We start from the raw sequence: 23967 nt of genomic DNA, 5'->3' as shown, positions 1-23967 counted from the left end.
CCAGTCGTCGCGGCGCCGGCTCGGCCGAATTTGCTGTGGAATTCCTCTTAAAAGACGCAGGCTTGATGGATTTCACCGGGTCGATCCGGTAAGATGCCGCAGGATTCTACGTACCGAGGGGGTGGAGTGTCCCGTTTCAGGCTCGGACTTGTCGTCGTTCTCGCCGCCGTCGTGCTCGCCGCTACGTTCCTGCTCCTTTCGGGTACGTTCACCGGAGAAGACTATCTCAAAGATTTCGTCCTGCAGCAGCTCGAGCAGAGTCTCGGGCGCAAGATCGACGTGCACCGCGTCAAAGTCGTGCTGTTCCCGCGCGTTCGGGTGGAGCTCTCCGACGTGGTGATTCATGACCGCGAGTCGGACGAGGCGCTGCTGTCCGCCAAGCGGGTCGATCTCGTGCTGCGGCTGATTCCCTTGTTCAAGAAGCAAGTGGTCGGCAAGCGATTGACGATCGAGCAACCGGTGTTGACCTTGCGGCGCAGCGAATCCGGCCACTGGAATGTGCTCGATGGCGTGAGCGATCGGGACGCCACCGACCGCCGCACGATGGAGATGATGACCCGCGTCTTCATGATCCGCCAGGCGACGATCGTCAACGGCGCCGTGACGATCGTCGACGCGGCCCGGCCGGACGGCGTGCGCTCCGTCACGTTTGACCGCGTCGAAGCGGGGCTCCTCATCCGCGCCGATCGCGGGCTGGCCGAGCTTCACGTGTCGGCCGCCCATCCGGGCGAGCAGGGAGCGTCCGCCGTGTCGCTCAGCGGCGTGGTGCGCAAGTCCGAGCAGCCGCTGTCGCTCAGCGCCGAAGAGGGGACTGGGCCGTCCTCCGTGTTTCAGTTCGAGGGCCGCGTCGAGGCCGCCGACCTGCAACTGCGGGAGGCGGCGGATTTTCTCGGTCCCCGGCCGGTGCCGGAGCATCTGCACGGCGTCGTCAACGTCCAGAGCGTCGTGCGCGTGATACCCGGCGTGGCCGGCTACGACATGGTGTTGTCCGACATGACGGCGCGGCTCAACGAGATGACGCTCACGGGGGGCGCCAATCTGGCGGGGCTGCTCACGCCGCAGCCGACCTTTGCCGTGACCTTCAGCAGCTCGCCGGTGGGCCTGCCGCAGCTGTTGACCGCGATCCCGGCCGAATGGATTCACCCGCAGATCCCGGCCGTGCTGGCCGACCATCAGATCGACGGCAAGGTCCAGGTGGTCAATGCGACGATCACCGGAACCGCCGCGGCCGGGCCGCAACTGTCCATGACCGGCGAATTCCGGATTCAGGACGGGCAGGCGTTGCTCGGCCAGGAGCGGGTGCCGGCGAAAGACGTGGCGGCGCTCGTGCAGGTGGAAACCGGCCGTGTCCGGGTGTTCGGCATCACGGGGTCGTACGGGGCGATCCAGATGACGGACGGCAAGGCGACGGTGTCCTTCCTCGAAGCGGGTCCCTGGCTTGAATTGGAAATCAGCGGCAACATGGCCGCGTCGAACCTCGTGCAATTTTTGGCCAAGACGGTGAAGGCCGAGCGCCTGTCGGCGTTCTTCGCCGGCATCCGCGATGTCGAAGGCATGGCGCAGCCGACGTTCCGCCTCGTGGGGCCGTTGAACCAGCCGGGCGGCATTACGTTCGCCGGCGGAGAGGTCACGGCCCGCTATGTGAGCTTTACGCATGCGGGGCTGCCGGAGCGCCTGACCGGCATGCAGGGACGGTTCGTCCTCGCCGACGGTGCGACCCAGTTCGACCATGTGACCGGCCATCTCGGCGACACGGCGGTCCAGGTGGAAGGGACTATGACGGGCGGCCAGGCCGGGACGTTTCAGGACTTTGTCGTCCGGACACGAGGCGATGCGGCGCAGGTGTCCCGCCTTGTGCCCGCTGCCGCCATCCCGCCCGGCATGTTCGAAGGATTGTTGAGCGCGGCGGTGCTCTTGACCGGGCCGACGGCGACGCCGCATGTGAAAGGGGTGCTGGTTCTGGATGAGGCGAAAGCGGCCTGGCCCGGGCTCGTCGAAAAACCCGTCGGCGCGCCGGCCACGATCGAGTTCGAGGGCGAGTTGGCCAAGGCCGACAGCGCCACCGTGAACCGGGTGGAATTGATCCTGCCCTCGGTCCGCATTCCGGTGAAAGGCACGTTGCACGTCGGCCGGCGGTTCAGCATCGACGCGTCGCTCGCGACGGGCACCTTGTCGCTCTCCGGTTTGCCCGAGTGGATTTCCAAGGGCGGGTTCGAAGCGGGCAACTTGGAAGTGTCGCTCGACGTCAAAGGCAAAGACACCGATTGGAAGGCCTGGCGCATCACGGGATGGGTGGCGTTGACCAACGGCCTGATGCTCGCGAAGGGCCTGGACGGGCATGTGCAGGATCTCTACGCGCGCGTGAAGCTCGTCCGCAACGGCGCCGAAGTGAAGCGCCTGTCGTTCCGCCTGCAGGACAGCGACGTGGCGCTCGAAGCGGCGATCCGAAACTGGACGACCAAGCCCGTCATTACCGGCAAAATCGAATCGAACCAGCTCGACATCGATCTGCTCATTCCCAAAGGCGAGCGCTCGCCCATGCGGGAGTTTTTGGAAACCCTGGCGGCTACGAGCCAGGTCACGATGCTGGCGTCGGTGACGCGCGGCCATTACAAGCATCTGAAGTTCGGCGGTCTCTCCGCGCGCGTGAACATTCAGGACGGCGTGCTCGACGTCGACCGCATCGCGGGCAACTCCACGCACGGGCAGCTGGCCGGCCGCATCGTGGTGCAGCTGCCGCGCAAGGAGCCGGCGGATATCGAATTCTCCGTCCGGGCGACCGGGTTGCAAGTGCAGGATTTGCTCAGGCTGACCAACACGTCGATCCAGGGCATCTCCGGCCAGATGCGGATCAGTGGGTCCATGCGGGGCCATGGACGGAATCCCCACGGCGTGTACCCGACGTTGAACGGGCGGGCGGAAGTGCTCCTGGAAAACGGCCGCATCCTGAAAGCCAAAGAGCGCGCCGTGTGGAAGATCATCAGTCTTTTGAACCTGCCGGCCGTGCTGCAGGGCAAAGTGGACCTGGAAAAGGAAGGGTTGCCGTATGACAAGATCGTCGGCACCGTGGTCGTGCACAACGGTCTGTTCCAGACGGAAAACTTCATCATCGACAGCCCCATCCTCAAGATCACCGCCGCCGGCAACTACGATTTGCCGACGGACCAGCTCGACGCGGTCGTGGCGGTGAGTCCCTTCGGGTCCTACTCGCAGTTTTTGAAAACCATTCCGTTGTTCGGCCGGATTTTCGCGGGCGATCGGAAGGGGTTGGCCACCGCGATGTTCTCGGTCAAGGGGGCGGTGGAGGACCCGGAGGTCTCCTATCTGCCGATGAAGTCGTTCGCAACCGGCCTCTCGGGGCTCGCCCAGTTGGCGGTCGATGTGTTGAAGAATACGCTCACGTTGCCGTTCGATTTGATGACGCCGGACGGAGAAAAGTCCGACGTGCCGGAAAGCCTCCAGATGCCGGCGCCGGCGACGCCGTGACGCGCCGGCGGGAGTCGCCGAAGGATTGACCGATCTCCGACGCCGATGGTACTGTGGGCGCACCGAGGAAATTAAAAATTTACAATTCAAAATTGTATTGTCATGAAGCGCGCCGCCTCTCACCAGCAACCTGAAATCGCCACGCTGTTCATCGCCGCGAGCGAACACGATTCGAATCTCTACTACGCCACCAAATTCATCGCGCCCGATCCCTTCATCTATATGGAGATCAAAGGCGAGCGGCTGTTGGTGATGAGCGATTTGGAAATGGATCGCGCCAGGACGCAGGCGAGCGTCGATCGCGTCTTGTCGTATTCCGAGGTGGAACAGCGGGCGAAAAAGCAGGGCGTCAAGGAGCCGAACACCGTCGATATTGTCAACGTGGTCCTGAAAGAGGCGAAAATCAGACAGTTGTCGGTGCCGGCCAATTTTCCGTTCATCCATGCGACGCGGCTGCAGGAATTGGGCTACAGCCTGAAGCCCAAGCGCGATCCGTTTTACGAGCGGCGCGTCGTAAAGACGGCCGAAGAAGTGCGCCTGATCGAAGCCTCGCAACGGGCGACGGAAGAGGCGGTTGCGGCCGCGCACGACGCGCTGCGCCGGGCGGAGATCCGCGATCACGCGCTGTGGCTGGATGGCGACGTGCTGACTTCCGAGCGGATCAAAAAGCTGATCAACGTCAAGCTGATGGAGCGGGACTGCGTGGCTCAGCACACGATCGTGGCGGGAGGCGAGCAGGCCTGCGATCCGCACAACGAAGGCACGGGGCCTTTGCCGGCCGACCGCAGCATCATCTTCGACGTGTTCCCGCGCTCCGCCGCGAGCCGGTACTTCGCCGACATGTCCCGCACGGTGATCCGCGGCACCGCGAGCCCCGAGCTCAAGCGGCTCTATCAGACGGTGAAGGACGCGCAGGAAGAGGCGATCGGCAAGATCAAGGACGGCGCCGACGGGATGAAGATCCACCAAGGCATCTGCGAGCGGTTCGAGAAGGCCGGCTACAAGACCGGCCTCGTGAACGGCCGGATGCAGGGCTACTTTCACGGCACCGGCCACGGCGTCGGATTGGACATCCACGAAGCGCCGCGTATCAGCCGCACCGGCTCCCTGCTCCAGGAAGGCCATGTCGTCACCGTCGAACCCGGCCTCTATTATCCGGGCCTCGGCGCCGTGCGCATCGAAGACATGGTGCTCGTCACTGCGGACGGCTGCCGGAACCTCACCGACTTCCCGAAGATCTTCGAGCTCGGGTAGCGAGCGGATTGCGCCATCCGCTTCTTCCCTCCATCCCTTCCACTGGTCGCGGCGGACCTCCATGGCGTTCTCCTATCGATTTCTCGATGATGTGGCGGTGGCGGATCTGGCCTTTGAGGCGACGGGTGATTCGCTGCAGGACGTGTTTGTCGCGGCGACCGGCGCGTTGATTGACGCGATGGCGGATCCCGCCACTGTTGGAACGGCGTGGGAGCAGAAAGTCGAACGCGAAGACCAGGATCCCGCCGCGCTGCTGTTCGATTGGCTGTCCGATTTGGTCTACTATAAGGACGCGGCCGGCGTGGTCTTCAGCAAAGTCGATCTGCACCTCGTTCAATCCGGCGATCGGTGGCGGCTCACGGCGATGGTGCACGGCGAACCGGTCGATCCGGCGAAACAGGCGTTGCGAGCGGATGTCAAAGGCGTGACCAAGCATCTGTATGAGGTCACGCAGCACGCCGGCCGCTGGACGGCGCAGGTGGTGGTGGATGTGTGACGCGTGGTCTATCTAGTGCAAGGTCTGTCTGGTCCATCTGGTGCGAAGACCGGACAGACCGAATAGACCAGACAGACCAGATAGACGAGAAAGACCAGACAGACCAGACAGACGAGATAGACCAGATAGACCAGATAGACGAGATAGACCAAATAGACGAGACCATGAAACTCAACACATCAATGAGAGTCGACCGCATCTCGGACGCAGTCTGGGAGATCGCCCCGTCGGAGAAATCCGGCATGCTGGTGCCGGCGCGCATCTACGCCACGCCGACGATTCTCGAAGCGATGGACGAAGGCGTCTTCGAGCAAGTCACGAATGTGGCGTGCCTGCCGGGCATCCGGCGCTATGCGCTCTGCATGCCGGACGGTCATTGGGGCTACGGCTTTCCGATCGGCGGCGTCGCGGCCTTCGATGTGCGTTCAGGGATCATCTCACCGGGAGGGGTGGGCTACGACGTCAACTGCGGCATGCGGCTGATCCGGACCGATCTCACGCGAAGCGAGGTGCAGCCTCACCTCGAACGGTTGATGACCGAATTGTTCCGCCGGGTGCCCGCCGGCGTGGGTTCGAGCGGCTTCGTCCGGCTGAATCGCACATCGTTCGAGGATGTGATGAGGGAAGGGGCTCGCTGGTGCATCGCCCAGGGATACGGGTGGCATCAGGATCTCGAGCGGATCGAAGAAGGCGGCTGTCTTGCGGGAGCCGATCCGTCCAAGATCAGCGATCATGCGGTGAACCGCGGAATCAACCAGCTCGGGACGTTGGGGGCCGGCAACCACTATTTGGAAGTGCAGGTCGTCGAGAACGCACGGGTCTTCGACCGGGAGACGGCGGCGGCCTTCGGCATCACGGGCCACGATCAGATCGTCGTGATGGTCCATTGCGGCTCCCGCGGGTTCGGACACCAGGTGGCGAGCGACTACCTCAACGTCTTTGAGAAAGCCATGCGGCGCTACGGCATGACCGTCAAGGACCAGCAGTTGGCCTGCGCGCCGTTCCGGTCCGAAGAAGGCCAAGACTACTTCGCCGCGATGAACTGCGCCGCGAACGCGGCCTTTGCCAATCGCCAGGTCATCACGCATCGGATCCGCGAGGCCTTCGCCGACGTCTTCGGCAAGTCGGCCGAAGAGCTGGGCATGGAGCTCGTCTATGACGTCGCGCACAACATCGCGAAGGTCGAGCGGTATCCCGAGGGCGAGTTGGTGGTGCATCGCAAGGGATCGACGCGGGCGCTCGGGCCCGGGAGCCCGGCGCTGCCGGAACGCTACCGGAAGACCGGCCAGCCGGTGATCTGCGGGGGCTCGATGGAGACCGGCTCGTATCTGTTGGCCGGCACCGAAGGCGCGATGCGCGAGACGTTTGCGTCGACCATGCACGGCTCCGGCCGTACGATGTCGCGCGGACAGGCCAAGAAGGCGGTCCGCGGCGAGCAGGTGCAGCAACAGATGAAACGGCAGGGCATCCTCGTCAAGGCGGTCTCCATGTCGGGGCTCGCCGAGGAAGCGGGCTTCGCCTACAAGAACATTTCGGAGGTGGTGGCGTCGGTCGACCGCGCAGGAATTACAAAAACAGTGGCGGAATTGCGGCCGATCGGCAATATAAAGGGCTAGCCCAGACGTGATGAGTGATCGGTGACGAGTGAGGCGTAAGATTTAGATACGGGAAGGCTCGTCGCGCCCCTCTCGCTCCTCCGCTCCTCTCGCTTGATGAAGACCATGGAACACCGTCAACATCCCCGGTTCCCCGTCCAGTTCCGCAGCTCGTTCAGCTCCGCCAACATCGTCTCCGGCGACGGCAATTTAGGCGACCTCTCCATCCGAGGCTGCCGCGTCTTCAGCCTGATCGACGTCAAGGTCGGCACGGCGTTGCAACTGCGCATCGAGGTTTCCAGCGGGGAGCCCCCGATACAAGTGAGCCAGGCCGTCGTCCGCTGGTCTCGCGGCGGCAGTTTCGGGCTGGAATTCATGACGTTGACGCCGGACGAATGGGCGAGACTCCAACATGTCGTGAAAGAGCTGGAACTGGAGCCCTATCAGCGGGACACGCAGGAACAGAGTGTGTAGCCGGCTCTCGATATCTCCGACCCGGACCCTCACCACGAACGAGGCCTCATGAGCGAACGGGACAAGCGTTGGCCGAAGCAGACGATCCTTCCAACCATCGCGATCAGTACGCTCACGACGCTCCTGATCGGCAGCATGCTGTACTACACGTTGAAGCGGCATGACCTGGCGCGGGTCCAGGAGGTGGCGCAGGCGACCGAACGGGCCGGCGAAGAGCACGCCATCGCGGCAGGGCGCATCTTCGCCGCGGCGTCGCGCTCGGTGATGCTGGCGGATGTGGCCCGGCTGCAGGACGTGGTGACCTCGCTTCAACGGCTCGACGGCCTGCGTGATGCCATGATCGTCAATCGCGACAATACCGTGCTGGCGGCGCGCAATCCCGCGCAGGTGGGCCAAACCTTTCAGGACCCGACCTGGGCTGCCTGGAAGAGCCAGAACCGCGCGGTGGCGCAGCGGGCGGTGGACCAGTCCGGTCAGCCGGTGTTCGTCGTCGTCGAGCCCCTGGCCGACAAAGGCGACGTCTTGGCCTGGATGATGCTCGTGTTTGCGGCGCCCGATCGTCGGCCCGCCCTGCGCGCGCCGGAAGACCGGATGATGGAAGTCGGGCGTCTGATGGCTCCGATCGGTCTATTTCTGCTGATCGGCGTCGGCCTGGCGATGAAGCTTGCGACGGGAACGATCCGCAAGCAGATTCAAGGTGTGATGGCCGACATGCTGGAAGAGACGGATGAGGCCGAAGCACAGCAGCCTTGGCTTCGGAAAGTGAGCTAGCCTGCGTTATTCATGAGCGGGTCTGCTGCAATCATCCGCTCACCCTGAGCTTGTCGAAGGAGCCTGCCCTGAGTCTGTCGAAGGGTCAGTCCTGATGCCGGTGTCCGTACAGCAGCGTGATGTTGATGCGCCGGTTGAGATACTCGTCTTTGAAGTGGATCTCGTCGGTTTCATGAAAGAGGTCGGAGTTGAACACGACCGCCCGGTTGGCTCGGTACGGGATGCGGATGGCCTGCGCGCCTGATTCCTTCAGCCACTCCATGATCTTCGGCTTGTTCTGTTCGCTGTTATAGGCCGCGAAATTCCAGTCGCGCGGCGCTTCCTTGTCATAGACGACTAACCCGCCTGTGTCCGGATCGCGGTTCGCCTCGTCCGGGGTGATCCAAAAATTCACATTCACCGCCGCGGCGTCCGCATGGATGTTCAATCCTCGCCGGGCGTTGTCTTGTTTGAAGGCCCAGGCTTGCGTCAATCGATGCTGCTTGAAAATGCGGGGGAACTTCAGGCGCAGCTCTTCGGCGATCTGCAGCAAGAGCGGCGTCGCAAAGCCGTCTCCCAAAAAGGCACCGAGATAGCCGTTCTCGTAGTCCTTCTTCCAGATCGTCGATTCCCAACAAAACCGCCGGAGCGCGGCCAAGGCCTCGTCGTTCAGCAGATGGTCGATGTAGGTGACTTCCGGCTGTCGGCCGAGGTAACGGGCTTCCACTTCCGCGACGTCCAGCGCCGGATTCAGCGCGCCGGCAAGGAGGCGATCGCAAGGCGCGAGATGCAGAAAGCGGTTGAACGACGGCGCGATGGCGGCGGCCTGCGCCGGTTCGATCGAACAGCGATTGCGGTCCGGATGGTGAGCAGACAACGAGCGATCCAAGTGCTCCAACGCCTGCAGATAGCCCATCACCTCAGGCCCCAGCAGCCGGCGGCTCAGCAGATAACGGACCTGCTCGATGTCGTGTTTGAGCCGGGAGCGGTAAACCACGCCTTCCGCGACCGGCTGACCATGGTTGTGTTTCGCCTGCGCGGCCCGCGAGAGACAGTCGATGGCGCGCCGATCGTCGCCGTTCCAAATCGAGGCGATGCCGAGATTATACAGCGCCTTGCCGTAGGCCGGCTGGACGGCGAGGGCCCGTTCGAACGAGGCGATCGCGCCGTCGATCGATCGAGTCTCCAGCAACGCGAGCCCCAGATTGTTGAGCGCTTCCAGGTGTGACGGTTTCAGGCGCAAGGCTTCGCGATACGCCGTGATCGCGTCGGAAAGACAGCCCTGCTCTTTCAGCGCGACGCCGAGGTTGTTGTGCGTGTCCGCATGGCCGGGATTCAGTGCCAACGCTTTCCGATAGGCCCGGACGGCGTCTTCCGGGCGAGTGAGGTCCTTGAGAACATTTCCCAGATTGATGAGCGCGTCGACATACGTGGGATTCAACGCGAGCGCCCGCTCGTAGGCGCGCACGGCGTCGTCTTTCCTGCCGGCTCGTTGCGAGACGACGCCGAGATTGAACCAATAGAGGGCATTCGACGGGGAGGCGTCGATGGCTTGCGTGATGAGCTCGATGGCTTGGTCCGGTCGATTGGCGCGATAGGCGAGCAGACCGAGCAAATGCAGCGCGTCCGGATGGCCCGGAGTCATCTCCAGCGCCAAGCGGTACGACCGCTCCGCTTCCGACAATCGGCCGGCTTGGTGGTGCCGCGTGCCTTCCTCCAGCAGCGTACGCAGGGCAAAGCTGTCAGCCTGCTGGGCGCCGCGCCCCCGGATCGCTTCCTGCCGCCGCCGCTCGGATCGGTTCATCGTCTTTCGCCCCGCAATCGAAGTGAAAAGAGCCTATCCGAAACGTGCGCCTGCGGTCAAAGGGTGGAGACGAGCTGTCCTGCGGTTGGGACAGATTGTCCCGTTCGGGCCTCTTGCCAAGAGCGATTCTGTTGCCGAACCGAGAGGCACCTCACTTGCACAGATCGATTCAACAGTGAAGGAGATCGATCCGTGTTGGTTCTCGTCTTGTTGATCTTCCCGCTGTTCCAGGGCGGCGGTGCGCCAACTTCGCAGCTCGTTCCCGTCACCCATGAGGTTCCGTACCAGTCCGTCACGGAATCCGAGCGCATTTATCATGAAGATCGCGCGCGGACCATCCGGGGAGTCATTCAAGATCAGGAGACGGTGAAGCTCAAGGATGACGCGCAGTTCGCGCGGCTGCAGCTCAAGACGCCCGACGATCGGGTGATCCCGGTCCATCTCGGCCCTTCGTGGTTCATGGAAGAAAACCGACATGTGATGGAGCTGGACGTCGGGCGGGAGATCGAAGTGCAAGGCTCGTTCGAAACGATTGCCGGGCAGTCGGTGTTCGTGGCCGCGCGGTTGTATAACGACCGCCGGGAAGAAGGGATGCGATTACGCCGCGACGATGGGATGCCGGCATGGGTCGGCGGCGAATACCTCCCGTAGTAGGCTGTTGAAAAAGGCCCACCATTACACCCACCCGCCCCAGCGCGCCGAGACGCGCTTTTCACCGAGCTGCGTTCTCAGTCACGGCTCTCGCTGCGACGTACCGCACCGGGAAAGGAGCCGTCTTGGCGGCTCCGGGGTGCGGCGGGTGAGAAGGGTACGTCTCAGTCGCCGTCCGCCCTGCGGCCTTGCCGCGGAGCGGCGCATCCCGGTGCGCCGGGGTGGGCGGGTGAGAAGGACGGGCGTCTTGAACAGTCTGTAAGAGCTTATACAGAAGACGCCGATGAAAGAGGTTTACGCCGCAGCGGCCGTCTGGCGCTTGGCGGCTTGGCCGAGGATGTCGAGGGCCGCGACGCGATAGGCTTCGGCGTAGGTGGGGAAGTTGAACACGTTGTCGATGAAGGATTCGATCGTGGCGCCTTGCTGCAGAGCGGATTGGCCGACGTGCACGAGCTCGGTCGCTTGATCGCCGACGATCTGCACGCCGAGCAGGCGTTCGCCGGCGGGGTCGGCGATCATTTTCAAGAGGCCGTGGCCGCTCCCGGAGATCTGGGCGCGGGCTACTTCTTCGAACTTCGCCCGCCCGATGAGCGGTTCGCGGTACCGCTCCTTCGCGGCTTTCTCGTCCAATCCGATGCTTGCCATCTCCGGAATCGTATAGATCCCGAGCGGGATCGTGGAGGCCGCGTCGCCGACCGGCATGTTCAACGCATGGCGGACCGCGCGGCGGCCTTGCTCCATGGCCTTCGATGCGAGGGCCGGCGCGCCCACCATGTCGCCGACGGCGTAGATGTGCGGCACCTCCGTCTGGCAATACTGATTGACGGCGAGCGTGCCTTTGATGGTCACCATGAGGCCGGCCGCGCCCAGGTTGAGATCTTCGACGTTCGCCTGCCGCCCGAGCGCCACCAGCAGTTTTTCGCTCTTGATCGCCACGCCGTCGCCTAAGGTCGTCACGACGTGCGCGGCCCCGTCCCACCGGACTTCCTTGACCGTCCGGCTTCCGAGATAGTGTCCGCCTTGCTGTTCGAAGCTCTCGATGAACTGCCGGACCAGCTCCTGATCCATAAATTGCAGCGGCGCCGGCGCGCGATCGATGAGCGTCACGTGCACGCCGAGCAGCGCGAAGATGGACGCGTATTCGCATCCGATGACCCCGCCGCCGATGATCGCCAGGGAGCGCGGCAGGTAGATCATCGAGAGGAGCGAGTCGCTGTCGAGAATGTGTTCGTGATCGACGGGAATGTCGGACGGATTCCCGGGGCGGGAGCCGGTGGCGATCACGATGCAGCCGGCCGTGAATTGCTGCACGGCGCCGTCGACGGCCTGCATCTCGACGATCCGATCGCTGACGAAGCGCGCGCGCCCGTGAAAGAGCGCAATGCCGTTGCGCCGCAGTTGCTTGCTCATGAAGTCGTCGTGCGTCTTCACGACGTCCTCCAGGCGGCCGAGCAGCGTCGAAATCTGCGTGTCCGGCTTCAGGCTGAATTCGAAGGCGCCGCCTGCGCGTTTCAGGCGATCCAACTGCAGCGCGCTTTCGCGGAGCGTCTTGCTGGGGATGGTTCCGCGGTAGACGCAACTCCCGCCGATACCACGCTCGCGCTCGATCAGGGCCACGCGCTTGCCGGCCTTGGCGCCCTGCACGGCGGCCTTTTGGCCCGCCGGTCCGGCTCCGATCACGATGATGTCGAAGGCGATGGGCGCGCTCATAGGTTCATCGCGTTGACCATCGCCAGCACCTTGTCCTTGCCGGCGATCAACTGATCGATGTCGTTGGGGTAGAGGTTCAGTTCGGCGAACACCGGATGGTCGCGCAGTTGCTCTTCGGGCATCTCGCCGGGGCTCAGCAGATGCGTGGCCAGCCGATCGGCCACGCAGGTGAGCATGCATTCCTGGCGAAAGGACGCGGCATGGTCGTAGTCGGCGTAGTAATGGATGGCTTCGGCGACCTGCTTCGGCAAGCCCCACTTGTCGGCGATGAGGCCGCCCACGCGGGTGTGATAGCCCTCGATCAAGACGCCGAACTCCGGTTTGTCCACCGGCAGCTTCTTGTCGCGGGTCAACGTGGCCACGGTCCGCAGCACGACCGGTTTGCCGATTCCATGGAGCAAGCCGCAGAGATAGGCGCTTTCGACATTGACCCGCCGGGCGCGGGCCACTTCTTTGCCGAAGGCGCCGCTCGCCAGCGAGTGCCGCCAGAGGCGCTTCACTTCGTCCTCGTGGCCGGGGACTTGAAAGGCGCCGGTCTTGAGCGAGGCGGTAAAGGCGATTTCGGACAACAGATTGATGCCGAGCATGGCGACCGCGTGTTGGAGCGACACGACCGGGCTGCGTGGCATGTAGGCCGGCGAATTGGCGATGCGGAGCACATGCGCGGCCAGCGCCTGGTCTTGATGGATCAGCGACGACAGCTTCGCCGCGTCGGCCGAGGGGTCGGATGTGAGCGCCATGACCTGGCTCGCGACCTGCGGCAATAACGGCAGCTCCACCTCGCCCTTCTCGATCTTCTGCACGAGAGCCTGTTCCAGCTGCTCCAGCGGGGTGGTGGCGGACTGCGTGTCAGGGGGCATAGCGGGTGCTGCTCCTCGTTGGTTGCTGCCCGGTTCTTTCTGATGCCTTCCTTTGTCGGTTGCTGGACGCGGAAAGTTTAGCCGGACATCGGGCGATCCTGCGCCGTGACTTTGGCGGGCCGGCCGACTATCAGGATGTTGGCAAACTATTTTCCAAGTGTGGCAGAACGGGGAACCGAAAGGTTTCAGACGGTCTCACAAGAGCCCGCAGGCTGTTCAAAAAGGCCGTCCAGCAAGGCCGCACCGAGCGAAGAGGCGAGGCGTACTTTGCTCTGTACGTTGAGCCTCTGAGCGCCGGGAGAACGCCGCTGGCGGACTTTTTCAACAGCCTGCTATACTCGTGCCTCGTTGGCGGATGACGACTCGGATGAACAAGGGGTTACACATGAGCATGAACAGGAGATGGGCGGCAGCGCTCCTTGCGGCATCGGTTGCCGGGCTTGCCGCTCTGGAGGCGGCGGCCGATCAGCCGTCCGGCACGGAAAAGATCACGAAAGAGACGCGCGAGGCCGTCGAGGCGACGAAGGAATACACGGCCCAGCAGAAAGAAGCGTTTCAGCGGAAAGCGCATGAAGAGCTGGCCGCGCTTCAAAAGCAGATCATCGCGCTAAAGGGCAAGGTGAGCGAAGCCTCGACCGCCGCGCGGGCCGAATTGCAGAAATCGATCGCCGAGCTGGAGAAGAAGAAGGACGCCGCCAAGAACAAGCTGGATGAACTGCGCTCCGCCACGGATACGAAGTGGACGGAGGTGAAATCCGGCGTCAATTCAGCGCTGGATGAGCTCAAAGAGTCCTATCAGAAAGCCTTGTCCCGCTTGCCGTAAGTTCCGTTCTCACAAGGAGATCGTGCCGATGAAAATTATCAGTCTCTCGGAATATCAGCAGTTTAGCTCTGAAAAGATGAAGAAGAACAATATCTTTCAAACCGAGCGGTTTTTCTGCGACGTCTACTGTTTCGAGCCGGGACAGGAGCAGAAGGGCCATATCCACGGCGAGCAGGACAAGGTCTACCTCGTCTTGGAGGGGCAGGGCACGTTTCAGGTGGGGGCGGAGAAACAGGTGTTAGGACCGGGTCAAGGCACCATGGCGCCGGCCGGCGAGGAGCACGGAGTGAAGAATCATACGAACCAGCGGCTCAAAGTGTTGGTCTTCGTCGCGCCGAATCCATAAGGAAGGTGATCAGTGATGGGTGATGAGTGATCAGGGGGAGTACCGCCGCCCGTTGTTCCGGCTCATCACGCATCACCGATCACTCATCACTCGTCTTTACTGATCTTCTTCAGCCGCCGGTCCAGCGCGAAGCGTGTGAGGCCGAGCTGCTTCGCCGCCAGGCTTTTGTTGTAATCCGCCAGCCGCAGCGTCTCTTCGATGATCGAGTCTTCGATTTCCCCCAGCGTGTGTTTGCCGAGCTCCATCTCGACGCGGATGCGCTGCTCCGCTCCTTGCGTGACCGAGGTGGCCGGCTGTTTGGCCTGGTCGTGCAATTCACGCGGGAGATGGCCGGCCGTGAGCGTCCGCCCCTGGCAGAAGATCATGGCCCGCTCGATGATGTTCTGCAGCTCGCGGATGTTGCCGGGATAGTGGTACCGCTCCAACAGAGCCCTGGCGTCCGGATCGATGTCGGTGACGTCTTTGCCGAACTCCTTCCCATAGTGAAGCAGGGCTTTCATGCAGAGCGGGAGAATGTCTTCCATCCTCTGCCTCAAGGGAGGCAGCTCAAGCGCGACGACGTTGAGCCGGAAGAAGAGGTCTTCGCGGAACAATCCGGCGGCGATGTGTTTCTTCAGATCCTGATTCGTGGCGGCGATCAGGCGGAAATCCACCGCGATGTCCGCGGTGCCGCCCAATCGGCGGAATGTGCGTTCCTGCAGCACCCGCAAGAGTTTGGCCTGCATCCCCAGATCGAGATCGCCGATTTCGTCCAGAAACAATGTGCCGCCTTCCGCGCGGTCGAGCAGGCCCAGCTTCCGCTGATGCGCGCCCGTGAAGGCGCCGCGCTCATAGCCGAAAAGCTCGCTTTCGAACAGATCCCGGGGGATGGCGGTGCAATTGACGCCGATGAACGGTCCGACCGCGCGGCCGCCGTTGTGGTGCAGCACGCGGGCGACGAATTCTTTCCCGGTGCCCGTTTCTCCGAGCAGCAGGACGGTGCTCTTGGGATTCTGCGCGACTTCGCGGATCTGCGCCAAGAGCCCCTGCATCGCCGGACTGTCGGCGATCACATGGTTGATGTCGTACTGATGCAGGTCGCGCTCGGCCTGATAGGTCACGCGCCGACGGAGCGTCAGGAGCTCCAAGGCGCGGTCCAGCACCTGTTCCAATCCGTCGAGATCGACCGTCTTGATGACGAAGTCATAGGCGCCGAGCTTCATCGCTTCGACGGCGTCCTGCACCGTTCCATACGCGGTGAGCATGATGACGAGCGCGAAGGGAGCCTTGGCTCGGCAGACTTTCAAGGCGTCCAAACCGGACAGCCCCGGCATCTTCAAGTCGAGCAGCACGAGATCCGGCACGTCGTGATCCAGCGCCTTGGCCAGCAGGTCGCCGGATTCGAAGGCCGTCACGCGATGCTGGCGGCGGGACAGGCGCTTCACCAACGCGGATCGGATCGCCGGCTCATCGTCGGTCACAAAGATCGTGGCGTTCATACGATCGGCCTCGCGCCGCCCGGCGACGCTCCCTGCGGAAGCCAGAGCTTGGCCGTTGTCCCGCGCCCCGGCTCGCTCGTCAGCGAAATGTCGCCGCCGTGCGCCTCCACGATATTCCGGCAGATGGCCAGCCCCAGGCCGGTGCCCTGCCGTTTGCGAACGGTGAAGAACGGCTGGAACACGTGCGGCAGGTCTTTCGGATCGATGCCGGACCCGTTGTCCGCGACGTCCATGGACACCCCCGGGATGTCGCCCTGCCGCGTGGCCGTCGCGGTGAGCTTGAGCTCGCCGCCCTCCGGCATGGCGTCCAACGCGTTCTGGCACAAGTTGAGCAGCACCTGCTTGATCTGGTCCCGGTCCGCCTGGACCACGAGCGCCGGGGACGGCGGGCGGCCCACCGCGATCCGCTGCGCGACGATCCGCGTGTCGAGCAGCTTCAGCACCTCCTCGATCACGTCGCCCACCGTCCAGGTGGACGGCAACACGTCCCGCGGCCGCGCGTAATCGATGATTTGGTTGACGATGCGGTCGAGGCGCCGCGTCTCGTTCAAAATGATGTCGAGATCGGCGCGCTTGCCGTCGGCGGGATCGATCTCGTCGCGCAGCAGAGCGGCCGTGGAGCCGATGCCGACGAGGGGATTCCTGAGCTCATGCGCGATGCCGGCGGCGACCTGGCCCAGGGTCGCCAGCCGTTCCGCCCGGCTCAGCTGCACTTGCATGGCGTCGAGCGCCGTGATGTCGATATTGAATCCCTGGTACATCGTGGTCCGGCCCGCTTCGTCCCGGATGGGAATGCGCCGGCTCAGCACCTTGCGGACCGTGCCATCGGGCCGCACGAACCGGAAGATCGTCTCGTAAGGTTTATCGTCGGCGACCGCCGCCGCATATTCCCGGAGCACGCGCTCGCGGTCTTCCGGATGGATCATGCGGCGAAAATCTTCCGGCTCGCCGGCTTCATCGGGATTCAGGCCGGCCAGGACCCGGTCATACCGGTTGCTGAAGGTGACGCGCATCCCGCTGGTCGTAAAGATGCCGAAGGGCGCATGATCGACGATGCTGCGGTACTTCGCTTCGGACGCCGCCAGATCGTCGTTCAGGGCCCGCAAGTCCGCCTCGGTCTTCCGGACATCGTCGAGATACCGGCGCGCCTGCCGGCTCATCTGGCTCATGACGCGGGTCAATTCGCCCAGCTCGTCCCGCCGGGCGAGCACCGGGATATCGGCCGGGACGATGCCGTCGGAGGATCGCACGGATTTGGCCAAGCCGACCAAGGGACCGGTGATGGAGCGGGCGATCAACTGCAGCGCGAACACGATCAGCACGAACACCAGCGCCATGCCGACGAGCGTCTGCTTCACCATGGCGTTGCGCGCCCGGCCCATGTTCGCGAGCGCGTCATTGAGCGCGCTCTGCTCGAGCCGGTCAAAGCGCGCCATATGGCCGCGCACGCGCCGCATCAGCGACTGCCCCCGGCCCTGTTCGATGTACTCCAGCGCTTCGGCACGCTGCCCGTGCTTGACCGACTGGATCAGCGCGCCTTTTTCGTCCAGCATCTGCTTGACCAAACGCTGGGCTGCCAGCACGGCTTCATACTGCGCCTGGTGGGGGCGGGTCAGCGTGATGAGGGCGTGCTCGATTGAAGGTAGGTGCTGGTGCGCGTTCTTCGACGGCTCCAGATACGTGTCCTGGCCGGTCAGGACATAGCCGCGGAAGCCGGTCTCGTAGTCCACGACCAACCGCATATATTCCGCCGCAGTCCGTTGCGTCACGTAGACGCGATCCAACTCTTCTTCGTGTTCCGTCAAGGTTTCGAGACTGCGATAGGTCTGCACCGCCAGGACGAGGAAGGCGGCCAAGGGAATCAGCGCCGTCAGAAGGAGTTTCCTGGCGATCGGAAGATCGTTGAACAATTGGAGGAGACGGCGCATCGACAACCTCGCCTGCTCATCGTAGTGGCGCGACCGACACGGAGTCAAACGGTCGCTCGCGGATCACCGCCGTCCGGGAACGGAGAACTTGGTCAGATCGTTATGCAGCCAGTTATTGTCCGCATTGACGTCGATGCCCCCGGCCGGCGGCGGTTTGTCGAGATCGACGTACTGGAACGTGCCGAAGGGCTGGATCTGCTCGTCCTTCGGCAATTGCCGGCGGTCCCAGCCTCCGCCGAGCGCGCGGATGAGCGCCACGGAGGCCCGCATGAGCTCGGTCTTGATCTGCACGGCGTCGATGCGCGCCGTCAGGGTGTTGACCTGCGCGAAAATCAGCTCCAGGCTGGACGCCAGGCCGCCCTGATAGAGTTCCGTCGTCAGATTTTGTGCCTTGAGGTTCGCCCCCACGGCGGCGTCCTGCCGGCCGGCCGCGACCGTCAACCGGTTGGTGAGGCTCAAATTGTTCTCAACCTCACGGAAGGCGTTGAGCACTGTGGAGCGGTAACGGTCTTCGGTTTCCCGGTATGCCGACCAGGACTTCTGGAGTTGGGCGCGGCGATACCCGCCCTGGAAGGCCGGCACCGACACCAAGGAGCCATAGGACCAGAACCCGGTGACGAACTTGGCGATTTCGACGGCGTTGAAACCGACGTCGAGGATGCCTCCATCGGCTCGGAACCGCACGTCGGGAAAGAAGGCGGCGCGGGCGATGCCGATGGCGCGGTTGGCCTCCGCCATCCGGCGCTCCATCGCGGCGATGTCCGGCCGCCGTTCCAGCAGTCTGGAAGGAAGGCTCGCCGGGGCCGCGAACTTCACGACGCGCAGCTCATCCACCGGCTCGATCGTGAAACTGGCGGGGGCCATATTGACGAGAATGGCGAGCGCCTGTTCGGTGATCTGGCGCTGGCCTTGGATCTGCGCGTATTTTGTCTCGGTGCTGTACAGGAGGGATTCGACGCGGGCGACGTCGAGCGCCGAGGCGATGGCGCCGGCGAACTGGGCGTTGACGAGGGCGAGCGATCGCTTATAGAGATCGATCGAGTGCTGATAGATCGCGGCCTGCGCGTCGTACCCGCGCAGCGTGAAATAGTCGGAGGCGATCTCCGCCTGAAGACTGAGGCGCGCGAGCCCCCAATCGGCGGCCCGCTCCTGGGCGCGATAAGTTTCGACGCGCGTGGCGTTGCGGATCGCCGACCAGAAATCAGGCTCCCAGGACGCGATACCGCCACCGGCCGCCACGGGGCCGGTCAACGGCGTCTCAGGGTCGTAGATGTCGGGATTGATGTGCAGGTGGCTGTCCGTCGCTTTCCCGCCGAGGCCGACCTGCGGGATCCGTTGCGAGCGGACCTGCATCATCACGTCGCGGGCCTGGACGAACCGCTCGGCGGCGGCCTGCAAGTCCGGATTGGTCGCCATCGCTTGTTCGATGAGGGTGTCGAGCATAGGGTCGTTGTACAGCTTCCACCAATCCGGCCGCAGCTCGTCGTCCGCCGGATCGGCTTCGACGAAGGGACTGGCACCTTTCCACGATGCGGGGACGACGAATTCAGCCGGATGATAGACAGGCGCCAGATCCGCGTGCGGCAACCAATCGGTGCCGCAGGCCGGCAGGGCGAGGGCCAGGAGGAGCAGGCCGCCGCGCCAGCGAGGCGAACGGGATGACAGCTCTGGTCTCATGCGCCGCCCGTCATGGCGACGCCGAAGACGACGGCAGGACCGGTTGCGCGGTCGGCTCCGCCTTCGGCTCCGGCGGTTCGGTATTGACGAGGTCGTAGCCGGGCGCCGGTGTGACGACCCGCACCGGGTCCCCTTCGAGCAGCGCGGCGCTCGGATTGTTGATGATGCGGTCGCCCGCGGCGAGCCCCTCCGACACTTCGACAACCTGGTCCATGAGTTTGCTCACGGTGATGGGTTTCAAGTGGACGCGGTCGCCCTCCGTCACGACGGCCGCTTGCGTGCCGTGCTCCTGGAACACCAGCGCGGTGGAGGGCATCGTGAAGGCTTGCCGATCGACCGGCGCCGTGAGGCGGACCTCGGCGTAGGAGCCGGGCCAGAGGGCGTGGTCTTCATTGTCGATAGTGAACTCGGTCACCGCCGTCCGCGTGCTCACGTCGAATCCTTTCGCGACGGTCAGGAATTTGGCGGTGAAGCGGCGGTCGGGCAACTGCGGGACCGTCACCTCGGCGGCCAAGCCGGGCTGGAGGAAGGGGCCGAACGCCGCCGGCACGTTTACGAAGAGCCGCATGACGTGGACGTCGGCCACGGTGAAGAGGTTGGTTTTCGCGCTCGGGGTGGCCAGGTTCCCTTCTTTGCTGACCAGGTCGCCCACGTTGATGTTCCGCTGGGTGACCACGCCGTCGAAAGGGGCGACGATCGTCTTGAACTTGATGAACGCCTCGATGTTCCGGACCTTTTGCTCCGCCGCGCTCACCACTGCGGCTTGGACTTTCAGGTTCTGCTCCTGCACGGTGATCGACTGCTCGGAGACCGCATGATTGGGGCGCAGCGCCGCCCAGCGCTTCGCCGTCACCTCGGCGAGCCGATACTTGGCGCGCTCCGATTCCAGATCCGCCTTGGCCTGGTTATATTCCGCGTCGAGATCCGGCGCGTTGATTTCGGCCAGGACATCCCCTTTCTGCACCAGCGCGCCGTAGTCCTTGTACCACATCTTCACGTAGCCGGTGACGCGCGCGTAGATCGGCGCCTCGTACCAGCCGACGATATTGCCGGGCAGCGTGATCGTCTCGGTCGCGGGCACCGGCTTTGGGTAGACGACGGCCACGGTGGGCACGGCATCTTCAAGCGTCTGCTCGCGCAGCGACGCGGCATCGCTTCTGCTTTCGTAGACGCGATAGCCCAGATACACGACGAGCAGGACAATGACCGACAAGGCGATGTGTCTGCCCGCGATGCGTGTCATCATGAGGCCGGTTCCTTGTGCCGCGCGGCTCGCCGGCCGTAGACGATGGCGTACACGCAGGGCACGAAAAACAGGGTGAAGAGGGTCGCGACGAGGAGGCCGCCGATGACGGCGCGGCCCAGGGGCGCATTCTGGGAATAGCCGGTCGCCATGGGTACCATCCCGATGATCATGGCCGAGGCGGTCATGAGCACCGGACGGAAGCGGGTCGTTCCGGCTTCGATGGCGGCCCGCAGCGCGTCGCCGTGCTCGTGCAGCCGTTCGCGGGCATAGGACACGACGAGGATCGAATTGGCCGTCCCGGTGCCCATCGTCATGATGGCCCCCGTCAATGCCGGCTCCGACAGCCTCGTATGGGTCAGGAACAACGACCAGGCGATGCCCGCCAATGCGCCGGGCAGGGCCGTGATGATGATGAACGGGTCCAGCCACGATTGAAAGTTGACGACGATCAGCAGATAGACCAGCGCGACCGCGGCCAGCAATCCGAAGATCAGCTCGGCATAGGCGTCGTACATCAGGGAGGCCTGGCCATGGATTTCGACCTCCGCGCTGCGCGGCTTCTCGGATGTCAGGTTCCGGGTGATCTTCTGGACCTCGGCCAGCACCCCGCCGAGATCGCGTCCTTCGGCCGAGACATAGATGTTGAACAGCGGCATGATGTTCCCGTGTGTGATGACGCCCGGCGTGCCCTCCGGCGTCATGTCGGCCAGGTTTCCCAGCAGCTGCACGTCGCCGTCGGTGGACGGGCTGTCCGAGGAGTCGACCGGAACGGTCTTGAGGGTATTCACGCTGTTCACTTGCGGTTGCGGCGTGTAGACGTTGATCAGGTACGACATGCCGGTCGAGGGGTCGAGCCAATAGATCTGGTCCACCTGCTGGCTCCCGGCGGTCGTCATGAGCAGATTGTCGGCCATGTCCTTCAGCGTTTTGTTCACCCCGAGTCCGAACGTGCGGTCGCCTTCGACCAGGAGAGTCGGCGTGCGCATCGTCTGCTGGATCACCACGTCCGCGGCCCCGGGGATCTCGCGGAACTTGCCCGCCAGTTTGCGGGCGAACTCGTAGTTGGGAGACATCTCTGGACCGTTGACCTGCACATCGATCGGCGCCGGCGCGCCGAAATTGAGAATCTTCGCCGTCAGATCGGACGGCTGGAACGTGAACTCGGTGCCCGGATAACGCTCCTTCAAACCTTTCCGCAGAATACGCCGGTATTCCCAGACCGGCGACTTTTCGTTCTTCAAGAGGATCGTCAGATCGCAATCCTGCGAGCCGATCGTCGGCGTCGGGATGAAGGCGAGGTTGTGCGGTCCGACCGGCAGGCCGCAGTTACTCACGATGTGTTCGACCTGGCCGGGCAGCAACTCCTCAACGGAATTGGAGACGAGCGTGGCGATGCGCCCCGATACCTCGATGCGCGTGCCGAGCGGCGCCCGCATGTGCATCTGAATGACGTTCGATCGGATTTCCGGGAAGTAATCGCGGCCGAGGAAGAAGAACAGGGAGAGGGAGGCCACCGCGATCGCCAGAGAGACCGAGACGAAGGCGCGGCGGCGGGCGATCGCCTGTTCGAGCAGCGCGCCGTAGCGCTCGCGAAAGCGATCGAAGCGCCGCTCGAACGCTTTCTGAAAGCGGACGAAGGGGTTCCGCGACGGGCTCGCGCCGGCCTCTCCCCGGCTGTCATGCGGCTGCGGCATGGTGACTCTTCAGCATATATTTCGCCATGGTCGGGACGAGCGTGCGCGAGAGGATGAAGGACGCAAGCATCGCGATAATGATCGCCTCCGCCATGGGCTTGAACAGATACCCCGCGACGCCGCCGAGCTCGAAGAGCGGGAGCCAGACGATCGCGATGCAGAGGGTGGCGACGAGCGTCGGGACGACGATCTGATTGGCCGCGTCGATGATCGCCTGTTCGAGCGGTTTGCCCATGTCGAGATGGCGGTCGATATTCTCGATCATCACCGTCGCATCGTCGACCAGAATGCCGACCGCCAGCGCCAGTCCCCCCAAGGTCATGACGTTGATCGTCTCCCCCAGCCAATGCAGGCCGATGATGGCGGTCAGGATGGACAGCGGGATGGAGGTCCAGACGATGACGGTCGCCCGCCAGGAACCGAGGAGCAGGAGCACGATGAGCCCGACCAGCGCGCCGGCGGTCGCCATTTCGTGCACCACGTCCGAGATCGAATCTTTGACGAAGGTCGAGGCGTCGTCGAGGAGCTTGATTTCCACGCCCTCCGGGGAGACTGCTTTGGCGCGCGGGATCATCTTCTTGATGCCGTTGACCACGTCCAGGGTCGAGGCCTCGGTGCTCTTCATCGCGACGATGATGACGGTCTGTTTGCCCTTCACCAGCACGGCGTTCTGCTGCACCCGGCCCATCAAACGCACCGTCGCCACGTCGCGCAGGTACACGAACGCGTTCCCTTCCCGCTTGATCGGGATGTTGGCGAAGTCCTCGATCTTGGGCGGCGACGCGTTCGTTTGCACGATCCAGTCGGTCTGCTTGATCTTGATGTCACCGGACGGCAGCACGAGATACTGCTTCATGAGGGTATCGTGAACGTCCTTGGGCGTGAGGCGGCGCGCGAGCAACTTCTGCTGATCGAGGTTGACCATGACCTGCATGTCCTGGCCCCCATAGGGGTGCGGCAGCACGATCCCCGGGACCGTCACCAGCAGGGGGCGGATGCGCATGTAGGCGAGGTTGTAGAGCTCCGCGGGCGTCATGTGGTCGGCGCTGATTTGGAGCATGGCCACCGGGATGGAGGAGGGCGCGAGCCGCATGACCATCGGAGGCGAAATATCCGGCGGCAGCGCCTTCACGACGTTCTGCGCGATGCCCACGATATCCGCTTCGGCCCGGCCCACATCCACATTGTCCTGGAGAAAAATGTTGGTGATGCTGCTCCCATAGTAGGAATGGCTGTGGATGTACTTGATGCCTTCCACCGTCGAGGTCAAAAAGCGCTCGAACAGATAGGTGATGCGCCCTTCCACCTGCTGCGGCAGCAGGCCGGAATAGATCCAGACGACGGAGGTGACGGGAATCGTGATATTCGGAAACACGTCGGTCGGCATGTGGAGGATCGTGAGCCCCCCGAACAGCACGATGAGGATCGACATCACGACGAACGTGTAAGGGCGGCGGAGGGCGATGAGGACGATCTGATTCATGCACTGATCCCGATAAGCGAAGCGAGCAAATCCCTTGCCAACTCGTTGTGTCCCTTGCAGACAAGAAAATAAGACGATCTTCCCCTCTAAAAGTGAACCCGAGGATTACCGCGGCAATGAACCAGGGATAACCACGGCAGCCTCGAGGCGCCGGCGATTCTCGGGGTCTTTGACTTTCGCACTGAGCGTCATGTGCGAAAACTCACAGTTTG

16 protein-coding genes and 1 pseudogene are annotated in these 23967 nt (G+C 63.6%); 9 read left to right on the top strand and 8 right to left on the bottom strand.

The annotated features are described in order from the left end of the window. Positions 1 to 126: 126 nt before the first annotated feature. The 6 genes from NITMOv2_RS14885 to NITMOv2_RS14860 all read left to right on the top strand — a co-directional run bounded on the left by NITMOv2_RS14885 (position 127) and on the right by NITMOv2_RS14860 (position 8076). Positions 127 to 3486, top strand: a complete 3360-nt coding sequence (locus NITMOv2_RS14885; protein WP_053380620.1) for a DUF3971 domain-containing protein — start codon at positions 127 to 129, stop codon at positions 3484 to 3486. 102 nt (positions 3487 to 3588) lie between these two features. Beyond that, positions 3589 to 4740 (top strand): M24 family metallopeptidase, encoded by a 1152-nt coding sequence (locus tag NITMOv2_RS14880; protein WP_053380619.1) that lies wholly within the window; start codon positions 3589 to 3591, stop codon positions 4738 to 4740. Between the two features lie 61 nt (positions 4741 to 4801). After that, entirely contained in the window at positions 4802 to 5236 is a 435-nt protein-coding gene (locus NITMOv2_RS14875; RefSeq protein ID WP_053380618.1) for an archease, read from the top strand. Between the two features lie 164 nt (positions 5237 to 5400). Continuing rightward, positions 5401 to 6852 (top strand): RtcB family protein, encoded by a 1452-nt coding sequence (locus NITMOv2_RS14870; RefSeq protein WP_083448061.1) that lies wholly within the window; start codon positions 5401 to 5403, stop codon positions 6850 to 6852. Between the two features lie 105 nt (positions 6853 to 6957). After that, complete coding sequence (locus tag NITMOv2_RS14865) at positions 6958 to 7305, top strand: PilZ domain-containing protein (RefSeq protein WP_053380616.1); 348 nt, start codon at positions 6958 to 6960, stop codon at positions 7303 to 7305. 48 nt (positions 7306 to 7353) lie between these two features. Next, positions 7354 to 8076 (top strand): hypothetical protein, encoded by a 723-nt coding sequence (locus NITMOv2_RS14860; RefSeq protein WP_053380615.1) that lies wholly within the window; start codon positions 7354 to 7356, stop codon positions 8074 to 8076. An 85-nt stretch (positions 8077 to 8161) separates the two neighbouring features. On the opposite strand, the gene NITMOv2_RS14855 is transcribed toward NITMOv2_RS14860, so the two are convergent. Continuing rightward, positions 8162 to 9859: a tetratricopeptide repeat protein gene (locus tag NITMOv2_RS14855; RefSeq protein ID WP_053380614.1), complete on the bottom strand. Its 1698-nt coding sequence runs from the start codon at positions 9857 to 9859 to the stop codon at positions 8162 to 8164. 192 nt (positions 9860 to 10051) lie between these two features. Between NITMOv2_RS14855 and NITMOv2_RS14850 the strand changes: the two genes are divergently transcribed. Beyond that, a complete protein-coding gene (locus NITMOv2_RS14850; protein WP_053380613.1) occupies positions 10052 to 10510 on the top strand; it encodes a MamS/MamX family magnetosome protein in 459 nt (152 codons plus the stop codon). Between the two features lie 294 nt (positions 10511 to 10804). On the opposite strand, the gene sthA is transcribed toward NITMOv2_RS14850, so the two are convergent. Further along, on the bottom strand, positions 10805 to 12220 hold the full coding sequence (sthA, locus tag NITMOv2_RS14845) for a Si-specific NAD(P)(+) transhydrogenase (protein ID WP_053380612.1): 1416 nt from the start codon (positions 12218 to 12220) through the stop codon (positions 10805 to 10807). Beyond that, positions 12217 to 13080 (bottom strand): HDOD domain-containing protein, encoded by an 864-nt coding sequence (locus NITMOv2_RS14840; RefSeq protein ID WP_053380611.1) that lies wholly within the window; start codon positions 13078 to 13080, stop codon positions 12217 to 12219. The genes sthA and NITMOv2_RS14840 overlap by 4 nt, the downstream gene beginning before the upstream one ends. 385 nt (positions 13081 to 13465) lie before the next feature. Here NITMOv2_RS14840 and NITMOv2_RS14835 point away from each other — a divergent pair, with 385 nt between their 5' ends. Together NITMOv2_RS14835 and NITMOv2_RS14830 are read left to right on the top strand one after the other, a co-directional pair. Then, the gene (locus NITMOv2_RS14835; RefSeq protein WP_145976365.1) at positions 13466 to 13903 is read left to right on the top strand and encodes a sll1863 family stress response protein; all 438 of its coding nucleotides are present in this window, start codon (positions 13466 to 13468) and stop codon (positions 13901 to 13903) included. A 28-nt stretch (positions 13904 to 13931) separates the two neighbouring features. Continuing rightward, a complete protein-coding gene (locus NITMOv2_RS14830) occupies positions 13932 to 14249 on the top strand; it encodes a cupin domain-containing protein (protein WP_053380609.1) in 318 nt (105 codons plus the stop codon). 86 nt (positions 14250 to 14335) lie between these two features. On the opposite strand, the gene NITMOv2_RS14825 is transcribed toward NITMOv2_RS14830, so the two are convergent. From NITMOv2_RS14825 to NITMOv2_RS25115, 5 genes and pseudogenes are all read right to left on the bottom strand, one after another. Then, on the bottom strand, positions 14336 to 15727 hold the full coding sequence (locus tag NITMOv2_RS14825; protein WP_053380608.1) for a sigma-54-dependent transcriptional regulator: 1392 nt from the start codon (positions 15725 to 15727) through the stop codon (positions 14336 to 14338). Continuing rightward, on the bottom strand, positions 15724 to 17655 hold the full coding sequence (locus NITMOv2_RS14820; protein ID WP_053380607.1) for an ATP-binding protein: 1932 nt from the start codon (positions 17653 to 17655) through the stop codon (positions 15724 to 15726). Before NITMOv2_RS14820 ends, NITMOv2_RS14825 begins: the two co-directional genes overlap by 4 nt. Before the next feature lie 63 nt (positions 17656 to 17718). Next, on the bottom strand, positions 17719 to 19332 hold the full coding sequence (locus NITMOv2_RS14815) for an efflux transporter outer membrane subunit (protein ID WP_053380606.1): 1614 nt from the start codon (positions 19330 to 19332) through the stop codon (positions 17719 to 17721). Between the two features lie 10 nt (positions 19333 to 19342). After that, positions 19343 to 20578: an efflux RND transporter periplasmic adaptor subunit gene (locus NITMOv2_RS14810; RefSeq protein ID WP_083448059.1), complete on the bottom strand. Its 1236-nt coding sequence runs from the start codon at positions 20576 to 20578 to the stop codon at positions 19343 to 19345. Then, positions 20575 to 23755: pseudogene (locus tag NITMOv2_RS25115) on the bottom strand (efflux RND transporter permease subunit). The gene NITMOv2_RS14810 and the pseudogene NITMOv2_RS25115 overlap by 4 nt, the downstream one beginning before the upstream one ends. Positions 23756 to 23967 lie beyond the last annotated feature (212 nt).

The organism is Nitrospira moscoviensis (assembly GCF_001273775.1).
Taxonomy (GTDB): Bacteria; Nitrospirota; Nitrospiria; order Nitrospirales; family Nitrospiraceae; genus Nitrospira_D; species Nitrospira_D moscoviensis.
The sequence above is the reverse complement of the archived record's forward strand: the minus strand, read 5'-3'. Positions and strand labels throughout refer to the sequence as shown.

Excerpts from the sequence above, each read along its gene's own strand:
- NITMOv2_RS14880 (WP_053380619.1), top strand. The coding sequence starts at position 3,589 with ATGAAGCGCGCCGCCTCTCACCAGCAACCTGAAATCGCCACGCTGTTC.
- NITMOv2_RS14875 (WP_053380618.1), top strand. The coding sequence starts at position 4,802 with ATGGCGTTCTCCTATCGATTTCTCGATGATGTGGCGGTGGCGGATCTG.
- NITMOv2_RS14870 (WP_083448061.1), top strand. The coding sequence starts at position 5,401 with ATGAAACTCAACACATCAATGAGAGTCGACCGCATCTCGGACGCAGTC.
- NITMOv2_RS14865 (WP_053380616.1), top strand. The coding sequence starts at position 6,958 with ATGGAACACCGTCAACATCCCCGGTTCCCCGTCCAGTTCCGCAGCTCG.
- NITMOv2_RS14860 (WP_053380615.1), top strand. The coding sequence starts at position 7,354 with ATGAGCGAACGGGACAAGCGTTGGCCGAAGCAGACGATCCTTCCAACC.
- NITMOv2_RS14855 (WP_053380614.1), bottom strand. The coding sequence starts at position 9,859 with ATGAACCGATCCGAGCGGCGGCGGCAGGAAGCGATCCGGGGGCGCGGC.
- sthA (WP_053380612.1), bottom strand. The coding sequence starts at position 12,220 with ATGAGCGCGCCCATCGCCTTCGACATCATCGTGATCGGAGCCGGACCG.
- NITMOv2_RS14840 (WP_053380611.1), bottom strand. The coding sequence starts at position 13,080 with ATGCCCCCTGACACGCAGTCCGCCACCACCCCGCTGGAGCAGCTGGAA.
- NITMOv2_RS14835 (WP_145976365.1), top strand. The coding sequence starts at position 13,466 with ATGAGCATGAACAGGAGATGGGCGGCAGCGCTCCTTGCGGCATCGGTT.
- NITMOv2_RS14830 (WP_053380609.1), top strand. The coding sequence starts at position 13,932 with ATGAAAATTATCAGTCTCTCGGAATATCAGCAGTTTAGCTCTGAAAAG.
- NITMOv2_RS14825 (WP_053380608.1), bottom strand. The coding sequence starts at position 15,727 with ATGAACGCCACGATCTTTGTGACCGACGATGAGCCGGCGATCCGATCC.
- NITMOv2_RS14820 (WP_053380607.1), bottom strand. The coding sequence starts at position 17,655 with ATGCGCCGTCTCCTCCAATTGTTCAACGATCTTCCGATCGCCAGGAAA.
- NITMOv2_RS14815 (WP_053380606.1), bottom strand. The coding sequence starts at position 19,332 with ATGAGACCAGAGCTGTCATCCCGTTCGCCTCGCTGGCGCGGCGGCCTG.
- NITMOv2_RS14810 (WP_083448059.1), bottom strand. The coding sequence starts at position 20,578 with ATGATGACACGCATCGCGGGCAGACACATCGCCTTGTCGGTCATTGTC.